Consider the following 17,934-nt stretch of genomic DNA (forward strand, 5'->3'; position numbering starts at 1 on the left):
GGCGGGGCGGGTCCCCTACGTCCCGAAGAGGTTGGCGCGGGTCCCGCCGGGAGCGAGCTCGTCGCGGAGGATCCCGCGGCGGCGCAGGACGGGGACGAGGTCGTCGAGCATCCGGTGCAGGGTGACCGGGTGCAGGTCCCCGGAGAGGAGGAGCCCGTCGCTGCCGCCGTCGTCGCCGAGCTCCTCGACGAAGTCGGCGAACTCCTCCGCGGTGCCGACGAAGCCGGCGCGCTCGGCGACGCGGCCCTTGCGCGCCTTCCTGGTCAGCAGCTCCCGCAGCGGAGCGTCCTCCGTGCCGCCGTACAGGCCGGCGATGGTGCCGTGCGAGACGTGCTCGCCGAACACCGACCGCGGGACGGGGAGGTCCAGGTCCAGCCCGGTGAGGTCGGTCTCCAGGTCGCTCGACCAGCCGAGCGCGATCCGCCGCAGCGCGTCCTCGTCGGGGTGGCGCGACGCCTCGACGACGCGCGCGGCCTCCTCCGGGCTCGACACGATCTCGGGCTTCACGACGAAGAGCACGCGGAGGTCGTCCGCCGTCCGCCCGTGCTGCTCGGCCGCGGCGAGCACGCGCGCCCGGTAGTCGCGGACCGCCCGGGCCTCCAGCGGCGCGAGGGCGAGCTGCACGTCCGACTGCGTGCCGGCGAAGGCCAGGCCGCGCGGAGACCCGCCGGGGGAGACGACGATCGGGTCGCCGTTCTCGAAGGGGACGGCGTTCAGGGGTCCGTCCACGCGGAAGTGCTCCCCGCGGTGGCGGAACGCGTCGATCCGGGTGCCATCGGCGTAGCGGCCCGACTCGGGGTCGGCGACCAGCGCGCCCTCGCCCCAGCTGTGCCAGAGCCGGCGGACGACCGCCATCCACTCGTCGGCTCGGTCGTAGGCCGCGTCGTGCGACAGCGGCTCCAGGCCCACGTGACGGGCGCTGCCGACGTCGGTGACCAGGTTGATCCCGAAGCGGTCGGAGCTGAGGTGCTGCAGCGTCGCCGCCTGCCGGGCGGCGAGGTACGGGGGCGTGATGCCGGCGTTGATCGTCGGGGCCAGCCCGATCCGCTCGGTCGCCGCGAACAGGTACGGCGCCAGGAGGAGCGGATCGTGCTTCGGCCCGCCGTACGCTCCCCGCACCCGCAGGTCGAGCGTCTCCGGGGAGCCGAGCGAGACGGCGTCCTCCATCACGATCAGCTCGAAGCCGGCCTGCTCCAGCTCGCGGGCCGACTGCTGGTAGAGGCCGGGCTTCGTCCAGTCGTGGTTCCACTCCCGGTAGGGGTGCCCCCAGCCCTGCGGTCCGAAGCCGCGGGAGAAGAACCAGCCGAAGTGCTGACGGCGCGCCACGCTCACACCTCCGCGAGCACGGGCAGGGCGCGAGCGCGCACCGCGGCGAGCCCGCGCTCGAGGTCGCGGAGGAGGTCGTCGACGTCCTCGATCCCGATCGACAGCCGGAGGAGCCCGGGGTGGATCCCGGCGGCGGCGCGCTCGGCGGGGGTGCGTCCGGCGTGGGTGGTCGACGCGGGGTGCAGCACCAGGGAGCGCACGTCGCCGAGGTGAGTCATGTGGCTGAACAGCTCGACGGCGTCGATGAAGGCGGCCGCGCCCGCCTCGCCTCCGGCCACGGTGAAGGAGAAGACGGAGCCCTGCCCGCGGGGGAGCAGCCGCTGCGCGAGGGCGAACGACGGGCTCGACTCCAGGCCGGAGTAGTCGACCGACACGACCTCGGGCCGCTCCTCGAGGAAGCGGGCGACGGCGAGGGCGTTCGCCGAGTGCCGCTCGACCCGGAGCGACAGCGTCTCGACGCCCTGCCGCAGCAGGAAGGAGTTCAACGGTGACGGCGTCGGTCCCAGGCGGGAGACCACGATGTCCCGCGTGTACGAGACGAAGGCGCGCCGGCCGTGCTGCTCGGTCCAGCTGCGCCCGCCGAACGACCGCTCCTCCTGGTTGAGGTGCGGGAAGAGCGCGGGGCGCGCCGCCCAGTCGAACGTGCCGGCGTCGACGATCACGCCGCCGAGGGCGGAGCCGTGTCCGGCGAGGAACTTGCTGGTCGAGTGCACGACCACGTCGGCCCCGTGCTCGATCGGGCGGAGGAGGTACGGGGTCGCGAGCGTGTTGTCGACCACGAACGGCAGCCCGTGCCGGTGCGCGATCGCGGCCAGCGCCGGGAGGTCCAGCAGATCGTTCTTCGGGTTCGGGATCGGCTCGCCGAAGAGGACCCGGGTGTCGGGCCCGATCCGCCGTTCCCACTCGCCGAGGTCCGACGCGTCGTCGACGAAGTCCACGCCGATCCCGAGCCGTCCGAAGTTCTGCACCAGCAGCCCGCGGTTGCCCTCGTACAAGCGGCGCGACGAGAGCACCCGGTCACCGGCCTGCAGGATCCCCAGGAGAGCGGAGGCGGTGGCCGCCTGGCCGCTCGCCACCAGGATCGCCTCGGCACCGCCCTCGAGATCGGCGAGCCGGCGCTCGACCTCCTCGGTGGTCGGGTTCCCGTTGCGGGTGTACAAGTAGCCCTCGTCCTCCCCGGCGAACCTCTCGCGGGCGTGCTCGAAGCTGTCGAACACGAAGCCGGCGCTGAGGTGCACGGGAGTGACGCGCGCCCCGTGGGCGCCGTCGGGCGCGGCACCGGCGTGCACCTGGCGCGTGGTGAAGCCTGCCGCCGCGGAGGCACGGGGTGCGGGCGCCGCGGTCGTGGTCGCGGCGCTCGCCGCAGCAGTGGTCGCGGTGGTCGCCGGTGCAGTGATCGTCACGGTGTGCTCCTGTCCAGACGCCCGGAAGGCGGATGCCGGGAGCCTGTCAGGCCGAGGGGAGTGCGCGTCGGATCGTGACGGAGTGTGACTGCGAGGGCGCGCCGTCGCGGGTCGTGGACGTCGACCGCTCGGAGTCCGCGGGTCGTGACTCAGCTGTGCGTCGTGTTCGCCCGGATCTCCTCGACGGACAGCTCCGGCGCACCGCCTGCCGCGGCCGCCGGGTCCATCCAGACGAAGTCCCAGTGGTGGCCGTCGAGGTCGTCGAAGCTCTTCGAGTACATGAACCCGTGGTCCTGCTCGCCGGCCGGGGTCGCGCCCGCGGCGAGGGCCTTCCCGTGGAGGGTGTCGACCTCCTCCCTGCTGTCGGCGCTGAGGGCGAGCTGCACCTCGGTCGAGGTGGTGGCGTCGATGATCGGCTTGCTGGTGAACTCGGCGAAGAACTCCCTCGTGAGCAGCATCGCGGTGATGGTGTCGCTGATCACCACGCTGACGGCGTTCTCGTCGCTGAAGCCCTCGTTGATCGAGTAGCCGAGCGACTCGTAGAAGGCCCTCGCCCGGGCGAGATCGGCGACGGCCAGGTTGACGAAGAGCATGGTGGGCATCGGAGCACCGTTCCTGTCGGGACGCCGGTGGCGCGCCGCCGCCGGTCGTGACTGCATGATGATGACCGGCCGGCGGCGGTGTCAAGGAAGCGCCGTCGAGAAGGCGGTGGATGCCCGGCGCGGGGCGTCCGGAGGAGGACGCGGCGCACGGATGCCGCGGATCTGCTGGACTGGCCTCGAGCACCGCAGCACGAGCAGGAGGGAGCGGAGATGATCCGGACCCTCGTTCCCACCGTCCTCGCGGCCGCCCTCCTCGCGGCCGGCTGGACCGCGATCGGACCCTCGCATCCGGTCTTCGCCGCGGTCGCGCAGATGGTCCTCACCAGCTGGGCGGCCCTGACCTTCGGTGCGCGCACGCGTCCGCTCGAGCAGCCCTGGTTCGACGTGGGTCGCCGCGAGCCGGCGCTGCTGCGGGCGCTCGGGGTCGGCGTCTTCGGCCGGCTGCTCGACATCGTCGGGTGGAACCGCCTCGTCACCCGCGAGCGCGGCTTCGACGGCACGCGCGCGGGACTGACCGCTCTCGATCAGCACACCCGCCGCTCCGAGGCGGTGCATCTCGCGTGCACGGCCGTCGGAGTCGCGCTCGCCCTCTTCGCGACGGTCACGGGTGCGACGGGCGGCGCGGCCTGGCTGCTCGGGTCCACGATCGCCGTCCAGCTCTACCCCGCGCTGCTGCAGCGGCTGGTGCGGGCGCGCATCCAGCGGGCGGGGCGGGCGGCGCGAGGTGCGCTTCACGTCGCGGACGCGGGAGACAGCGCCGCCGACGGCGGACCGACCACGGCTCCCGAAGGGCGGTGATCACGGGGTCCCCGACGCGCCGCGATCGTCACCGGGATCGGCCAGGGGATGGCGGCGCGCGAGGACATCGCGAGCCACGTCGGGCGGATCGCGCCGGTCGTCCTCCGCCGCCGTCAGCAGGAGAGCGAGGGCCGTGTCGGCGGGGACCCGCTGCGCTGCGCTGATGAAGCCGACGGCCTGCAGCACGGCGATCGTCCCCGGCGTGAGCGGGGCGCGGGACGCCGCCCAGCGACGGACCTCGGCGTCGTCCGTGTCCTCGGTCAGAGCGTCGGCCAGGAGGCGTGGAGGGAGGGCATGGGCGGGCCGGTCAGTACCCGAAGCCGTGCTCGAGCTCGACGTCGAAGGTGACGTCGTCCTCGCTCGGCTGCACGGGGAACACTCCCGTGAGCGTCCTGGTGCGTTCGCGGATGCGGGCGACCTCGGCCGTGTTGTCCGGCTCCGGGAGATCGGAGGGAGTGGTCTCGGCGACCAGGGCGGCGCCGGCGTTGAGCAGGAACACCGCCTGCACGGTGCCGCCGTCGCCGCCGATGCCGGTGTACTCCACACGGTCCGCCGTGCTGCTCACGGCGAGGGCGACGCCGTACTCGATCAGAGCGTCCGCCGCGTCGTCTCCGACCAGCATCGTCTTGTTCGCGAAGAGGAGATGCTTCATGCCCCCAGCGTGCGCAGCGCCGGCGCCGACGGGGGAGAGACTTGACAGCTCCTGGGGCGGTCGACAGACGCGACCGCGGCACCCGGTGACGCCCGGTCGCGCCCGGTCGTCCTCGGCGTCGCCGAGACGGCACCCGTGGCGTCGGCCGTCCTCTGAGCAGGTCCGCGTCACAGGGACGTGGATCGACGGACCCGGGCTGATGTCGGCCGCCGAGACACCCGGCCGAGAGCAGGGCGACGTGACAGGCGGTGTCAGCGGACCATTCGCCGACGCCCGCGCCGCTTCTCCCCTGTGAGGATCAGGGCGGCGAGGAGCGCGGCGAGGAGTGCGCCGATGGTGTTCATGAACCAGTCGTTCGTGTCGCAGGAGCGGCCGATCGCCGGAACGCCCGCCTGGACCAGCTCGATCAGGGCGGACAGGCCGGAGACGGCGGCGGCGACGAGCAGGGGCCGGCCGACCGCGACCGCGAGCAGCAGGGCCCCGGGGAGCAGGAGCGCGATGTTCGCGAGGGTCTCGATGCCGTCGAACGGCACCGAGAACTGCACGGTGCAGAAGACCCGCGGCGTCCCGTCGGGCGGATACACGGTCAGCGCGATCCCCACGACGAAGGCGAGCGCGGCGAGGACGAGAAGAGACCTTCCCGCGCCGCGCCGGTGCAGCAGCCAGGCGATCGCCGTGACCACCGCGACCGCGATCCAGAAGGCGATCGGGACGAGCGCGGCGTGGTCGACGAGGAACGTGCTGATCACGGTGCTCCGCTTCGAGGTGTCGGGGTGGCGGGAGAGGAAGAGGTCTTCCGTTGACGGACGGCCCGCTCACTCCAGGTCGGCCTGTGCCGACGGCCGGCAGGCCTTCGGCGCGAGTCAGCTCCGGAGGGGAGAGCCTGCTGCGTCGAAGCGGTAGCCGCCGAAGGCGCCGCTGAGCAGCGGGCGCGCCGTCGCGATCGCGGCCTGGACCCGGGGGAGGGCGAGGGAGGCCCGATGCGCCTCGGCGCTCTCCCACAGCTCGACGACGAAGACGGTGTCGGGCTGCTCGTCGTCGACCCCGACCTCGTAGAGCAGGCAGCCGGCGTCGACGAGGTCGTCGTTGTGCTCGGTGAGGACGGCGACGAGCTCGTCGCGTCTGCCGGGGACGGCCCCGAGGGTGCCGACGTTCACGAAGGTCATGCCGCGAGGGTACCGCCGAGGACACCGGCGGCGGGTGGCCGTCTCGCCGGTCGGAGTGCGGTCGGGACGTCACGCTGGACGGAGTCGCCGTGCTCCCGCCTGCGAACCGCAGACCGGTCGCGCTCGGCCCGACGCCACGCCCGCTCGGGAGGATCGCGTCGCGAGAGAGAGGATCCCCGGTGGTCTCCGCGATCCCCGTCGGGTCCCACCGGCCAGGCATGGGCGTGCTCGGACCGACGGAGTGCGCCCGATCAGCCGGCGGGCCTGCTGAACAGATTGACGACGTTCCCGTCCGGGTCGCGGACGAGGGTGGAGCGGTTGCCCCACGGCATGGTGCTCGGCGGGAGCACCACGTCCTCGCTCCGGGGTGCGAGCTCGGCGAAGGCGCGGTCGACGTCGGCCACCTCGAACTCGAGCAGGACGGAGCGGTTCGACGCGGGGACGACGGCGCCGTCGAGCATCGCGACCGTCGAGGTGCGGGCGATCGCGAGGGTCGCACCCGCTTCCGTGAACTGCGCGAAGACCGGCGCCGGGCGCTCGGCCGGTCGGCCGACAACCTGCTCGTAGAAGGCGACGAGGCCGTCGAGGTCGTCGGTGACGATGCGGAGGGAGGTGAACGACATGGGGCTCCTTCAGGGCCGGGATGAGGTGATGGCACCAGGCTCGCCGGTCGTCGCGACACCGTCCTGTCGGTGTTTCCGAAGATCGTCCGGGACTCCGCGAGGTCCGCGGCGGCCGTCCCCGGAGCGGGTCAGTCGTCGACGACGGACCGCAGCCGTCCGTACTGGAGCGCGAGGTCCTCGGCTCGCAGGGTGCGCTGCGGAGGCCGCTCGTCGGTCACCTCGACCGACAGCATCCGGTCGCCGCGGAACGCCCGGACCCCCTCCCGCAGCCGGCACCACGCGATCAGGTACCAGTGCTCCTCCTTCCCGATCGAGCCGAGCGGTTCGACGTCGCGGACCGACTCCGCGCCGCTGCTGTCGCGGTAGCGCAGCCGGACGACACGATCCGGTCGGAAGGCCGTCGCGAACTCCGCCGGGACGACCGCCTCCTCCTCGCTCTCGAGGAAGTGCACCCGGGATGCGACCGCGCCGGCGCGGGCGGCCACGTCGTCCGGCAGGACCGCGAGCGTCTTCCGGGCGGCGGTCAGGGCCGCCTGCCGGAACGGACTGCGCTGCAGCGCGCTGAGGCCGATCAGCACCGCAACGGCCTCCTCCACCGTGAACCCGGCCGGACCGAGGGTCGCGGACGCGTCGATGACGTAGCCGCCCGTGCGGCCGGGCTCCGCCCAGATCGGCAGACCCGCCTGCTGCAGCGCGGACAGGTCCCGCTCGATGGTCCGCACCGACACCTCGAACCGCTCGGCGAGACGGCGCGCGCTCCGCGGCCGGGGCGAGACCGCCCGCAACTCCTCGACGAGCCCGTACAGACGATCGGTGCGGTTCACCCGACCATCATCCGCCCGGGCCTTCGGGGTGGCGTCCGTCGCCGGACTCACTGCGGAGAGATCTCCGCGGCAGCGGCCGCCGCGGGGCGCCTGCGGGAGGAGCCGTCCTGACGGTGGGCCGCCCTGGGAGTCGCCCGTCTACTCCGCGAGCGCGCGCAGGTGCACCGCCGCCCAGGAGCGGAACGGCGTCCACGTCTCGGAGATCTCGTCGATCGACCGGTCGTCGCAGTAGCGCTTCGCGACTTCGTCGCTCAGCCTGCCCTCGTTGCGCGGCAGGACGTCGGGGAAGTTCGCGCCGCGGATCACGACGAGCTCGGCCGAGAACGGCCCCATCCCCAGGATGCTCTGCACCTGGACGAAGGCCTCGGCCGGCTGGAGCGAGCGCAGGTGGGAGCCGGAGAGCTGTCCGTCGAGGGCGGCCTCGGCGATCGCCTGCAGGTACTCCGCCTTGCGGTCGGGCAGGTCGAGGGACGCCGCACGCAGGACGGCCGGGGACGGGAAGGCTCCGTCATCACCGAGCTGCTGCGCGAGACGCGTCCTGACCACCGCCGCCTGCCGGATCTGCAGCCGACGCGACAGGACCGTCCAGACCGCCGCCTCGTAGGGCGAGAAGAAGCCGCACGGCCGGAACCCGGGGAGCCGAGCCTGCGCGTCCGCGATGACCTCGTCGCGCGCCGCGACGTCGGGCCAGCTGCGCCCGTCGATGTCGATGGACAGCAGCCGACGGACCTGCTCGGTCGCGGCGTCCAGGTCGCCCGGGCCCTCGACCACGATGCGGGCGGACGGCCCGTCCTGGGTGACCACGACGTCCACTCGCTGCCAGTCGGCATCGCAGAGGAGGGCGGAGCGGATGCCCGCGGCCTGCGGCTGCGACGCGAGCCGGTTCGGGGTGAAGCCCTCCCAGAACCGCTGGGTGGTGGCCAACGACCAGGGCCCGAGGATCTCGTGAACGGTCTCGAGTCGAGTCACGGTCGGGCCTCGGGGCTCTGAGCGGCGGCAGGACCGTCGGTCCCGGAGGGGGTGGACGAGCCGTCGGGCGGTTCATCGGCGGGTGCCGCATCGGTCGACCGTTCTCCGAAGAGGAAGGCCTCGCCGTCGGAGTAATGGCTGTTCACGCTCAAGTGCTCGGCGAAGCGCTCGTCCCCGAACGCCGCTGTCAGGTCGTCGGCCGAGCGCCACTGCACGTACTCGATGATCCGATCGCTCCGGAGGTCGCGGAAGAAGCTCGTCGAGACGAAGCCCTCGAGCGTTCTGATGTGACCGCGCGTCTCGCTCTCGTTGTACTCGGCCATCCATGCCTGCTTGCCCGCGACGGGCGCCAGTCGGATGATCTCGTGGGCCGCCGTCGGGGCAGCGCGCACCGGATCGACGGGAGTCGCGTCGTCCGGGCTCGCCGTCGCCGAGGTGGTGAACCGGTAGATCCCCTCGTCCACGACCCACGACGATTCAGCGCGGCTCAGTTCCGCCGCGAAATCCTCGGCGTCGCGGCGGCTGCGCCAGAAGAGCAGCCCTAAGAGGAGCTCGGTGCCGGGGGAGGAGGGCGGGCCGAGCACGCGGCCCTGCGCCAGCCGGATCGCTCCGCCGTACCCCGTCCTCGGACGTGCGAGCGCTGCCGGCGAGGTGGCCGGATCGGACCGTTTCGACCCCGCGCCGCTCGGGTGCGCTTCTGCGCTGACCACGACGACGAAGGGGGACGCGTCACCGTCGACGGTGGTGCTTCGTGGGGACACTGACATGGGAGGACCTCCGGGCTTCGAGGACGCCGGAGGTTTTCAGCCCCGGATCGACACCGCCGGTGAGACGGGTCGACCACTCCGATGAGAATCGGTCAGGCGATGACGGTACACCACTTCCCTCCCGCCGCCCCGATCCCGGACGCCCGATTCGCATCCCTCGGGTGAAGCGGTCGGTCCCGCTCGGCGGTGACCGGGACAGCCGCCCGACCGGCGACCGCGGCTCAGTACTGCGCCGGCTCGTGCACCTCGACCGAGCCGTAGAGGGGGGCGCGGCGGGCGTACCGCACGGCGTCGTCCCGGGTCGGGCAGTCGAGCAGGTAGTAGCCGACGAGGGCTGACCGCTCCTCCGCTCGGGAAGGGGCCGGAGTGCCGCCTTCTCTTCGCGCCGCGGTCAGATCCGTCTCGACGGAGACGTCCCCGGAGGCGTCGGCGAAGCGTCCGGAGTCGACGAGGACGCCGTCCGCCTTCAGCGACGCGTCGTAGTCCGCCCAGGCCGCGTAGTCCTCGGGGGCATCTCCCCCGGCGTAGCTGCCGTCGGACCGCATCACGAGCATGATCTTCATCGCGCCTCCTGGTCCATCCGACCACCGTTCCCCCGGCGGCCGCCTCCGCGGTCGGATCGCCCCCGGGAACCGGCGCGCCGAGTCTCCGACCATTCCGGGTCGAGGCGACCGTGTGGGGAAGGGATCGCTACGGAGCGGGATCGTCTGCGTCGAGGGCCTGCTGGAGGAGCCGGAGCGCCTTCGGCCCGACTCCGTGGAGGGTTGCGAGACGGTCGAGACCCACCCGCCTCACGTCGTCCACATCGCGCACGCCCGCGTCCTCGAGCGCACGCGTGGCCGGGGCGCCGACGGCGGGAAGCGGTCGCGGATCCCTGCGTCCGACACGACGAACCGGACGACCGTGCCGACAGCCGATCATTCGGCGACTTCTGGCGGCGGGTGATTCCGGCGGCTGCCGTCACGACAGCAGCGGCGGCGAAGGCGACCGTCGTGCGCCTCGTGGTCGTGGTCCCGGGTGGATGGAGGGCCCCCGGGCGAGGTCGTCCGCTCAGGTCGCGGAAGCCGGACGCGGAGGCGCCGTGCTGCCGCGTTCGACGATCTCAGGGCCGAGGAGGCGCACGACGTACGCCTCCTCGGTGTCGGTCGCGCCTTCGATCCGGCGGACGAGCTGACGCACCGCCATGCTCCCGAGCCGGTCGGGTGCGCTCTCCACGAAGGAGTAGGGGAGCGAGAAGGTGCGCGCGAACTCCTCCGAGAACCGGCCGAGCACGGAGACGTCCTCCGGGCTCCTCGTGCTCCGCGCTCCCAGAACGCTCGGAAGTGCCGCTGCGGCCGCTTCGTTGTTGACGAGCAGCCCCGTCGCCCGCGGGTGCGCGTCGAGCAGATCTCCGAGCGCCCGGCCGACGTCCGGCTGCGTGGAGGGCGCGAACGACGTGTGCAGTCGGATGCCGTGGGCATCGGCGGCCTCGAGAGCGGCGTCCTGCAGGCGCCAGACGTAGGCGCCGCCGCGATCGACGACGTGCTGGGGCGGGGAGACGAGCACGAGCTCCCGATGCCCGAGGGCGTGGAAGTGCTCGATCATCGCGCGACCGGTCTCCTCGAAGTCGAGGTCGAAGACGTCGACGCCGGAGCAGTCCCTCGGCAGGCCGACGAGGGCGCCCGGCTGCCGGGCGTTGCGCAGGATGTCCAGCCGCGGATCGTCCACGGCGACGTTGAGCAGGACGATCCCGTCGACCATGCGCGAGTCGCTGATGCGTCGCAGTGCGCTCGTGCCGTCGGCGTCGGTGACCAGCAGGATGTCGTATCCGAGCTCGCGGGCCATGTTCGAGACGCCGAGGGTGTACTGCAGCATCGCGGGGGCGAACTCGTCCTCGAGGAACTGCGCCAGCAGGCCGATGACCCGGGTCTGCGAGGTCGCCAGCGATCGCGCGCCCGCGTTGGGCGTGAACTCCAGGCGACGAGCCGCAGCGAGCACTCGCCGGCGCACCTCGGCCGAGATCGGGCGGTTGCCCGAGAACGCGTAGGACGCGGTGCTGCGGGAGACGCCCGCTTCGCGGGCGACGTCTGCGATGGTGGCCACTGTCGTTCTCCTCGGAGGCTGTCGGACGGCGAGGACCGGTCGGACTGCTGCCGGCTCTCCGCTCAGGTGCAGGAGAGCACGCGGCGGTCGCACCTCATGCTCCTGCATCCAGGGGCCGCTGCCGGTCCGGGTGGGGGGCGCCCCACCTGCGCCCAGCCTGCCGTGGCATGCCCCGCACACGCTCGAGGCGCCCCGTACGGATACGGGGCGCCTCGAGGTCCGGGTCAGTTCAGGGTGAACTGGACGGTGGTGGTGTTCCCGGCGACGTCGTGGACGACCATGGTGTTGGCACCCTTGACCGCGCCGAAGACACCCGGCTTGATGAAGTTCACGTCTGACCACGCGTTGTCGGTGAGATCCTTCACGCGACCGTTGATGACCGCCCTGTCGATCCTGCCCGCGTCGTACAGCTTGAAGCTCACCTGGTCGTAGACGCCCTTCTCACCGGTGGTGAAGGAGGGCTCGGTCTTGACCGTGGCCGTCGGCGCCGTGCTGTCCAGCGTCACCGCGAAGGTCTTCGTGGGCGCGATGTTGCCCGCGAGATCCTCCGCGTTGTACTTGACGGTGTAGTTCCCGTCGGGCAGCTGCACCGTGGCCGAGTGCGATCCGGTCCTCGCTCCACCGGCGACCGGGGACTGCGTGCTCTTGACGAGCTTGCCGTCCTTGTAGATGTTGGCCACGATGCGCTTCAGTCCGCGGTCGTCCGTCGCGTCGACCTGGACGGCCAGTGCGGAGAAGGGGCCCGCCGTGGTGGGCGACACCAGTGTGACCGCCGGCTTGGTCGTGTCGGCGACGGCGACCGGCGTGAGCGTCCAGAACCGGTCGGCGGTCTGGGCGTCGGTCGCGGTGCTGGTCGTGGCCCCGTCGGTTCCGAGCACGATGGTCCCGTTCCGGTTGTTCCCCGAGGAGTCCTGGAGCGCGGCTCCGGACGCCTCGTCGAACGCGTACTGCGCGACGGTGCCCGCCGCGGCCCGGCCGCCGGCCAGAGCGGCCACGTCGGCCGCGGACAGCGCCCGGTCGTAGACGGCGAAGTCGTCGATCGCGCCGTCGTAGGCCGGGTCCCCGTACTGCGACTTGCCCAGGTAGTTCCGGTTGGTGTTCCCGAGAGCCGACGGCTTCACCGTCATGTTCGGGTTCGTGGCGACGACCGTGCCGTTGAGGTACATCGTGCCCTGCGTGCCCGAGACGGTGACGACCACGTTCGACCACTGGTTGAGCGGGAAGTTCTGACCGCCGTAGGTCAGTCGCTGCTCGCCTCCGGCGCCGGTGTTCGTGATGGCGAACCGCGGTCCGGCACCCCCGGCGTTGAGAGTGAGGAACATGTTGACGTTCTGGCCCGTGCCGAAGTCGAAGACGCGGGAGTAGTTCGTCAGCGACGCCGGCTTGATCCAGGTCGAGACGGACCAGTCGCCGGTGAGTCCGCTGACGATTCCGTTGGGGAGCGACCCGTACGACGCCGTCTTGCAGAAGTCCAGTGCCGTGCCGAACCTGCCCGGCTGGCGGGCTCCGCTGACCTGGCAGTTGGAGGTCGGTGCGCCGTCGGACCACTGGATGACCGCAGCGCCCGCGTCCTTGCTCAGATTGAGGACCCCGAGCGTCTTGCCCGTCGCGTAGTTCGCGAGGCGGACCTTCCCCTTCCCGTCGGGGATGAGCTGCCAGAGCTGCTCGTCTCCGCCGTTCGCGTCGGCGATCACCGCGGCTGCGCCGTTGGACGTCGCGGCGCCGGCGATGGTCAGGGCGCGTCCGCTGGGCGTGTGGACGACGCGGTAGAGGCCCTGGCCCGCTGCCGTGATCCTCCACGCCTGTCCGGTCGCGGTCGCGGTGTCGGCCTGGACGACCGGCGTCCCGTTCGCGGTCGCGCCGCCCTGCGTGGCGAGCTGCAGACCGGAGTTCGCGTTGCCCACGGTGTAGTCGCCCGCCAGGCTGGTCGGGCTCTTCTCCGGGGTGACGATCACCTGGTAGCCGTAGGTCGGGTTCATCACGATGGGCACCGTGATCGATCCGTCGGCGGCGACCTCGTAGGTCGTGTTCGAGATGGTGACCGGGCCGTCGGTCTTCACCGTGCGGCCGTAGGAGGCGGTGAAGTCCACCTGGACGTCGACCTTCGAGCCGAGCGACAGCTCGTCGAGCCCGTTGACCTTGATGGACGTGGCTCCGGTGTTGCCACCGGCGATGACGCGCACTTCGTCGCCCTCGTCGCTGACGGAGGCGGCGCCGTCGAGCGGGCTCTCGTTCGACGGCGGCGTGGTGGTCACCATCTGGCCGCTCATCTGGGCGTACCAGGTGTAGAGCCAGTACGCGCCGTTGGGGTCGCCGTTCCGTCCGGTGAGGAGGTCGCCCAGGGCGCCCGACTGGTTCCAGAACGGGAGCTCGGCGCGGGTGATCCCGTAGCGCTCGAGCTTCGCGATGTACCCGACCAGCGGGCCGGACAGGCCGACCTCGGCGGGTGCCGCGTACTCGGTGATGTCGATGGGCGGCTCGGGGAGGTCGAGGTCGTCGAGGATCGCCCGGACCTTCTCGACGTCGCCCTTGATCTTCGAGGAGCGGATCAGCTCGTGCCACTCGAGGACGTCCGGGAGGGTGTCGGTCGCCTTCGCGTGCTCGTAGAACGCGCGCATGTTCGTGATGTTGTCGGAGTAGGCAGGGCCCTGGATCGGCATCTCGGGGTCGAGGGTGCGGATCAGACGGTAGGTCTCGGTCCAGAGATCGAAGAAGGAGCCGTTCGACGCCTGCCAGGTGATGTCGGGCTCGTTCCAGATGGCATAGGCGACGATGTTCGTCTTGCCGGATGCCTGCGTGTCCTCGACCATCTTCTCGACGGCCGGGAGCCAGGAGGCCTTGTCGTATCGATAGGGCCAGCCGGGCAGGTAGTCCACCAGGCGGACGACGACGCCCGCACCGGCCGACTTCGCGGTGTCGGCGACCGACAGGGCGTCACCGGTCGGCTGCTGGGTGCCCCCCTCGGGCTTCTGCACGAAGGTGTGCGGCTTGATGGGGAGGATCTTGTCGAGGGACGGGACGCCGGCGCTCGCCAGTCCGTACAGGGACCCGCTGGCCATGTGAGTGACGGGACGGAAGGGCTGGTCGGCCTCCACGACGAGCGTGGCTGCGGCTCCGGGTGCCGCTTCCGCGGGAGCGCCCACGGCGAGGACGCTCCCCGCTGCGACGACCGCCGCTGAGACGACTGCTGCGAGGACACGACGCCCGCGGATCCGACGGCGCTGTCGCCGGTCGGCATCCGTGGGAGGCGTCTCGCGTAGAGCGATGGATCTGTTCATCTGCTGTATCTCCATTGATCGAGCGATTGGTCGAACCTGTCCGCACAGTGCTGCATAGATCATCGAACCGGTTCGATGTGGATTAAAGCATTAACTGGCCGAGGCCTCAATACCTCTGAGCTCTTCGAGCCTTTCGCGCCTGATGCGACATGATGCGTTCGTATCTTTCCGACACCTCTGCACCAGAAGTTGCGAAAGCTTATGAGGACCGTCGAGTGACGCAGGAAAGAGCTGTCGACGGCGTCTCGTCCTGGGCGCGTCTCACGGGGAGGACCGTGCGGGAGCGGATCCTGGCTGGGCCGCATCGTCCAAGGTCTCGGCCCGGACCGTTCACCGGGGCGGGGTCGAGGGAGAAGCCCCTCCGCCGCGACGAGCGGCAGAGCCGCGACCCTCAAGCGGTTCGGACCTCTACCGTTGCACCCGTGCCCCTCCTTCTCGCCGACCTGCTGTCGTGAGAGCACTCGTCGCCTGGCTCGAGCACCGCCAGATCCCGCTCTACCTCGCCGCGATCGCCGCCGGCGCCGCTCTCGGACTGCTGCTGCCCGCCGCGCACCACCTCGAGGTCGCGATCGAACCGGTGCTCGCGCTGCTGCTGTTCGCCACGTTCCTCGGGGTCCCGTTCGCCGCGATCGGACGGTCTCTGCGCGACGGCCGCTTCCTCGCCGCGGTCGGGGTGCTGAACTTCGTCGTCGTGCCGCTCGTCGCCTACGGGCTGTCCCGATTCGTCGCCGACACTCCGGTGCTGCTGTTCGGGGTCCTCCTGGTGCTCCTGACGCCGTGCATCGACTACGTGATCGTGTTCGCCGGGCTCGCCGGAGGGGCGTCCGACCGGCTGCTCGCCGCCGCACCGCTGCTGATGCTCGCGCAGATCCTCCTCCTCCCCGTGTATCTGCTGCTCTTCATCGGTCCTGCGGGGGTGGCGGTGGTCGACGCCGGTCCGTTCGCGCGGGCGTTCCTGCTGCTGATCGTGGTGCCGTTGTCTGCGGCCGGGCTGGTGCAGGCCCTGGCGCGCCGACACGTGTCCGGCCGGATCGTCGAGTCCACGATGCTCGGGCTCATGGTGCCGCTCATGACGGCCACGCTCTTCACCGTCGTCGCCTCCCAGGCCGGCGCCGTGGGCGCCTCGGCCGGCCGGCTTCTCGTCCTCGTCCCGCTCTACGCGGGATTCCTCGTGGTCATGACCGCTCTGGGGCTGGGTGCTGGACGCGTCTTCCGGCTCGACGTGCCCGCGACGCGCGCCCTCGTGTTCAGCGGCGCGACCCGCAACTCGCTCGTCGTGCTGCCCCTCGCACTCGCGCTCCCGGCACCGCTGTCGCTCGCGCCCGTCGTCGTCGTCACGCAGACTCTCGTGGAACTCGTCGGCATGGTCGTCCTCGTCCGACTGCTCCCTCGGCTCGCCCGAGACCGAGCAGCGCGGGCCGGCCCGGTCTGAGGCGGACTCACCAGCGCCCGAGACGACTCGGGCCTGCAGAAGGGTCGCCCGGGGAGTCGCCCGGGAGGTGCTCGCCGGTCAGTCCTTCTCCGGTCTGCCCGCAGTCCCCGCGTCAGCGGGCTCATCGGCCGGGGCGACAGGAGCTGCGGACTCGACCGCGGTGGGCTGGACCTCGGCTGATCTCGCATTCCTGGCGGCGAGGCGCTTCTTCTGGGACTTGCCGGTGCTGAACGGGCTCACCCACAGCCAGGAGAAGCGCCGCAGCGACTGGAAGATGAACAGCGACGCCCAGAGGGAGAACACCGTCAGGGCGACCGGGAAGACCGTCGCCGGAAGGGGTGGGACATTCGTCTCGCCGAGCAGGGGGACGAATGCGACGACGACCGCGATCACGAAGAGGTGCAGGAGATAGATCTGGAAGCTCTGCTGCCCCATGGTGACGAAGATCTTCAGTGCGCGGACCTTGACGAGGTACTGGGAGCCGGCGATGCCCGCGATGATCGCGACCGAACTGGCGATCAGGATGACGCCCGGAATGCGGTTGGCGTCGAAGGCGACGATCACCGCGATGATGCCGAGGTAGGCCACCGCGAGCGCGAGCGCCTGCCAGAGCTTCACGCGAGCGGCGAAGCGGTAGAACGTGCGGGGGATGAACATCGCCACGAGGAAGAAGATGAAGTTCTGGAGCACCCGGTCCCAGCCGATGTTGTCGGTGTCGAGCAGGCCGGTGGTCGTCGCCGCGACGGCCAGCAGCCCGGCCACCGAGAGCTGGATCCATCGGGGCACCTTGCGGATCAGCCAGGCGAGGATGCTGAAGATCGCGAGAGCCCAGATGAACCAGTAGCTGCTCGACGGCAGGATGGGGAGCACCAGCACGTTGAGCGGGTCCGTCGGCGAGGTCGCCTCCGACCGTGAGAACGGGACGATGAGGTAGAAGACGACCCGGATGAACGACCACAGCAGGTAGAGGTACACCAGCGCGAGCACTCGGCGGCGCCACAGTTCGGCGAACGTCCACGTCAGCATCCGGGCGGCCGTGAGGCCCGCGATGAAGAAGAACACGGGCATGGGGAAGTAGAGGAGCACGGTCCGGAGCTTCGGGACGTACCCCGCGAGGTCGAAGAATCCGAGGAACAACGACGAGTGGTAGAGCACGACGAGGCTGATCGCGACGCCCTTGGCGAAGTCGATCCACTCCCGCGACTCGGGGCGCTTCACCACGGCGCCGGTCGCACTCGACCCGGTCATCCGCCGCTCCTCGCGTGGGCGCACACGGCGCGATCACTGTTCACCGATTGCTGCGGATCCATTGCGCCCCCAAGATGTCGAATTCGAACCGGATGCGAATGAGCCCCCGGTTCATTCCCCGTACGGGTCCTGAGAGTACGGGAAAGTTTCCGATCACGGACGAGTCGATGGAGTATCGAGGCGGCAAGGGAAGTCCGGACGCCTCGCAGCCGCCTGTCCGCGGACATCGCCCGTCCGATCCCGGAGTCGCTCGGTCGATCGGGACGGACGGCGTCGGATCGCAGACGAATGGACCGTCGAGGGACGTGCGGACGGCGCTTTCGTCCAGCCACTGGGGCCGCGGACCCGAAGGACGAGACGAATCCGGCGTGCGGCCAGGACACCTCGACCTCTCCGGCATACTCCATGACGTGAACGACGCCACCACCGCCCCCAGTCTCGACGGCCGCGAGTTCGTGATGACCTCCTCGACCAACAGTGCGGTCGATCCCGAGTCGCCGTCGCGGTTCCACTACTCCGAGCGCGACGGAGTGGTCTGGGGCGACTACGTCGGCGACACCGTGACCTTCGGCCGGTTCGTGGGCACGCGCACCGGCGACGCCCTGCAGGTCTCGTTCGTGCACCAGCTGATCGACGGCGGGACCGTGGTCAGTGGCACCGGCGGCAGCCGCGTCGAGCTCGACGGCGAGGGCCTGCTGCGGCTCGTCGAGGAGTTCGAGATCGACGGCGACGACCACGTCAGCATCTGCGTCGAGGTCTGACGC

At 71.2% G+C, this 17,934-nt stretch carries 18 protein-coding genes; 3 read left to right on the forward strand and 15 right to left on the reverse strand.

The features are described 5' to 3' along the window. Positions 1-15: 15 nt before the first annotated feature. The 3 genes from C5B92_RS10705 to C5B92_RS10715 all read right to left on the reverse strand — a co-directional run bounded on the left by C5B92_RS10705 (position 16) and on the right by C5B92_RS10715 (position 3,331). Positions 16-1,326, reverse strand: a complete 1,311-nt coding sequence (locus C5B92_RS10705; RefSeq protein WP_104255914.1) for an LLM class flavin-dependent oxidoreductase — start codon at positions 1,324-1,326, stop codon at positions 16-18. Positions 1,327-1,328: 2 nt separating this feature from the next. Next, positions 1,329-2,729: an O-acetylhomoserine aminocarboxypropyltransferase/cysteine synthase family protein gene (locus tag C5B92_RS10710; RefSeq protein WP_258061345.1), complete on the reverse strand. Its 1,401-nt coding sequence runs from the start codon at positions 2,727-2,729 to the stop codon at positions 1,329-1,331. Positions 2,730-2,878: 149 nt separating this feature from the next. Then, on the reverse strand, positions 2,879-3,331 hold the full coding sequence (locus C5B92_RS10715; RefSeq protein ID WP_104250854.1) for a VOC family protein: 453 nt from the start codon (positions 3,329-3,331) through the stop codon (positions 2,879-2,881). 210 nt (positions 3,332-3,541) lie between these two features. Between C5B92_RS10715 and C5B92_RS17330 the strand changes: the two genes are divergently transcribed. Continuing rightward, on the forward strand, positions 3,542-4,129 hold the full coding sequence (locus C5B92_RS17330; RefSeq protein ID WP_104255913.1) for a hypothetical protein: 588 nt from the start codon (positions 3,542-3,544) through the stop codon (positions 4,127-4,129). Here C5B92_RS17330 and C5B92_RS10725 read toward each other — a convergent pair whose 3' ends face one another. The 11 genes from C5B92_RS10725 to C5B92_RS10785 form a co-directional block, all read right to left on the reverse strand. Then, positions 4,130-4,315: a hypothetical protein gene (locus C5B92_RS10725; RefSeq protein WP_104233977.1), complete on the reverse strand. Its 186-nt coding sequence runs from the start codon at positions 4,313-4,315 to the stop codon at positions 4,130-4,132. It lies immediately after the preceding gene. A 121-nt stretch (positions 4,316-4,436) separates the two neighbouring features. Then, positions 4,437-4,781 carry a hypothetical protein gene (locus C5B92_RS10730; RefSeq protein WP_104255912.1) on the reverse strand — a complete coding sequence of 115 codons (345 nt, stop codon included), beginning with the start codon at positions 4,779-4,781 and terminating at the stop codon, positions 4,437-4,439. Between the two features lie 251 nt (positions 4,782-5,032). Then, positions 5,033-5,530, reverse strand: a complete 498-nt coding sequence (locus C5B92_RS10735; RefSeq protein WP_104255911.1) for a VanZ family protein — start codon at positions 5,528-5,530, stop codon at positions 5,033-5,035. A 114-nt stretch (positions 5,531-5,644) separates the two neighbouring features. Next, positions 5,645-5,947, reverse strand: a complete 303-nt coding sequence (locus C5B92_RS10740) for a putative quinol monooxygenase (RefSeq protein WP_104226533.1) — start codon at positions 5,945-5,947, stop codon at positions 5,645-5,647. Positions 5,948-6,198: 251 nt separating this feature from the next. Beyond that, on the reverse strand, positions 6,199-6,570 hold the full coding sequence (locus C5B92_RS10745; RefSeq protein WP_104255910.1) for a VOC family protein: 372 nt from the start codon (positions 6,568-6,570) through the stop codon (positions 6,199-6,201). Positions 6,571-6,698: 128 nt separating this feature from the next. Further along, entirely contained in the window at positions 6,699-7,394 is a 696-nt protein-coding gene (locus C5B92_RS10750; RefSeq protein WP_104255909.1) for a YafY family protein, read from the reverse strand. Positions 7,395-7,532: 138 nt separating this feature from the next. Further along, a complete protein-coding gene (locus tag C5B92_RS10755) occupies positions 7,533-8,363 on the reverse strand; it encodes a DNA-3-methyladenine glycosylase (RefSeq protein ID WP_104274629.1) in 831 nt (276 codons plus the stop codon). Beyond that, on the reverse strand, positions 8,360-9,124 hold the full coding sequence (locus C5B92_RS17335) for a hypothetical protein (RefSeq protein ID WP_181028804.1): 765 nt from the start codon (positions 9,122-9,124) through the stop codon (positions 8,360-8,362). The genes C5B92_RS10755 and C5B92_RS17335 overlap by 4 nt, the downstream gene beginning before the upstream one ends. 227 nt (positions 9,125-9,351) lie before the next feature. Further along, on the reverse strand, positions 9,352-9,693 hold the full coding sequence (locus tag C5B92_RS10770; RefSeq protein ID WP_181028805.1) for a YciI family protein: 342 nt from the start codon (positions 9,691-9,693) through the stop codon (positions 9,352-9,354). 487 nt (positions 9,694-10,180) lie between these two features. Next, entirely contained in the window at positions 10,181-11,212 is a 1,032-nt protein-coding gene (locus tag C5B92_RS10780) for a LacI family DNA-binding transcriptional regulator (RefSeq protein ID WP_104255903.1), read from the reverse strand. A gap of 224 nt (positions 11,213-11,436) precedes the next feature. Continuing rightward, positions 11,437-14,271, reverse strand: a complete 2,835-nt coding sequence (locus C5B92_RS10785) for a LamG-like jellyroll fold domain-containing protein (protein ID WP_219814347.1) — start codon at positions 14,269-14,271, stop codon at positions 11,437-11,439. A 670-nt stretch (positions 14,272-14,941) separates the two neighbouring features. Between C5B92_RS10785 and C5B92_RS10790 the strand changes: the two genes are divergently transcribed. Further along, positions 14,942-15,922, forward strand: a complete 981-nt coding sequence (locus tag C5B92_RS10790) for an arsenic resistance protein (RefSeq protein ID WP_104326933.1) — start codon at positions 14,942-14,944, stop codon at positions 15,920-15,922. A gap of 78 nt (positions 15,923-16,000) precedes the next feature. Here the strand turns inward: C5B92_RS10790 and C5B92_RS10795 are convergent, their stop codons facing one another. Next, positions 16,001-17,170: an acyltransferase gene (locus C5B92_RS10795; protein ID WP_104260246.1), complete on the reverse strand. Its 1,170-nt coding sequence runs from the start codon at positions 17,168-17,170 to the stop codon at positions 16,001-16,003. A 410-nt stretch (positions 17,171-17,580) separates the two neighbouring features. Here C5B92_RS10795 and C5B92_RS10800 point away from each other — a divergent pair, with 410 nt between their 5' ends. Beyond that, positions 17,581-17,931, forward strand: coding sequence for a hypothetical protein (locus C5B92_RS10800; protein WP_258060307.1), 351 nt, complete (start codon positions 17,581-17,583; stop codon positions 17,929-17,931). The last annotated feature ends 3 nt before the right edge of the window (positions 17,932-17,934 follow it).

Origin of the sequence: Rathayibacter sp. AY1A4, assembly GCF_002930955.1 — a bacterium.
Classification (GTDB): domain Bacteria; phylum Actinomycetota; class Actinomycetes; order Actinomycetales; family Microbacteriaceae; genus Rathayibacter.

What these genes read in the sequence shown, in the direction of transcription:
- C5B92_RS10770 (WP_181028805.1), bottom strand. Translation starts at nt 9,693, where the DNA reads ATGAAGATCATGCTCGTGATGCGGTCCGACGGCAGCTACGCCGGGGGA.
- C5B92_RS10745 (WP_104255910.1), bottom strand. Translation starts at nt 6,570, where the DNA reads ATGTCGTTCACCTCCCTCCGCATCGTCACCGACGACCTCGACGGCCTC.
- C5B92_RS17330 (WP_104255913.1), top strand. Translation starts at nt 3,542, where the DNA reads ATGATCCGGACCCTCGTTCCCACCGTCCTCGCGGCCGCCCTCCTCGCG.
- C5B92_RS10715 (WP_104250854.1), bottom strand. Translation starts at nt 3,331, where the DNA reads ATGCCCACCATGCTCTTCGTCAACCTGGCCGTCGCCGATCTCGCCCGG.
- C5B92_RS10795 (WP_104260246.1), bottom strand. Translation starts at nt 17,170, where the DNA reads ATGACCGGGTCGAGTGCGACCGGCGCCGTGGTGAAGCGCCCCGAGTCG.
- C5B92_RS10740 (WP_104226533.1), bottom strand. Translation starts at nt 5,947, where the DNA reads ATGACCTTCGTGAACGTCGGCACCCTCGGGGCCGTCCCCGGCAGACGC.
- C5B92_RS10730 (WP_104255912.1), bottom strand. Translation starts at nt 4,781, where the DNA reads ATGAAGCATCTCCTCTTCGCGAACAAGACGATGCTGGTCGGAGACGAC.
- C5B92_RS10785 (WP_219814347.1), bottom strand. Translation starts at nt 14,271, where the DNA reads ATGGCCAGCGGGTCCCTGTACGGACTGGCGAGCGCCGGCGTCCCGTCC.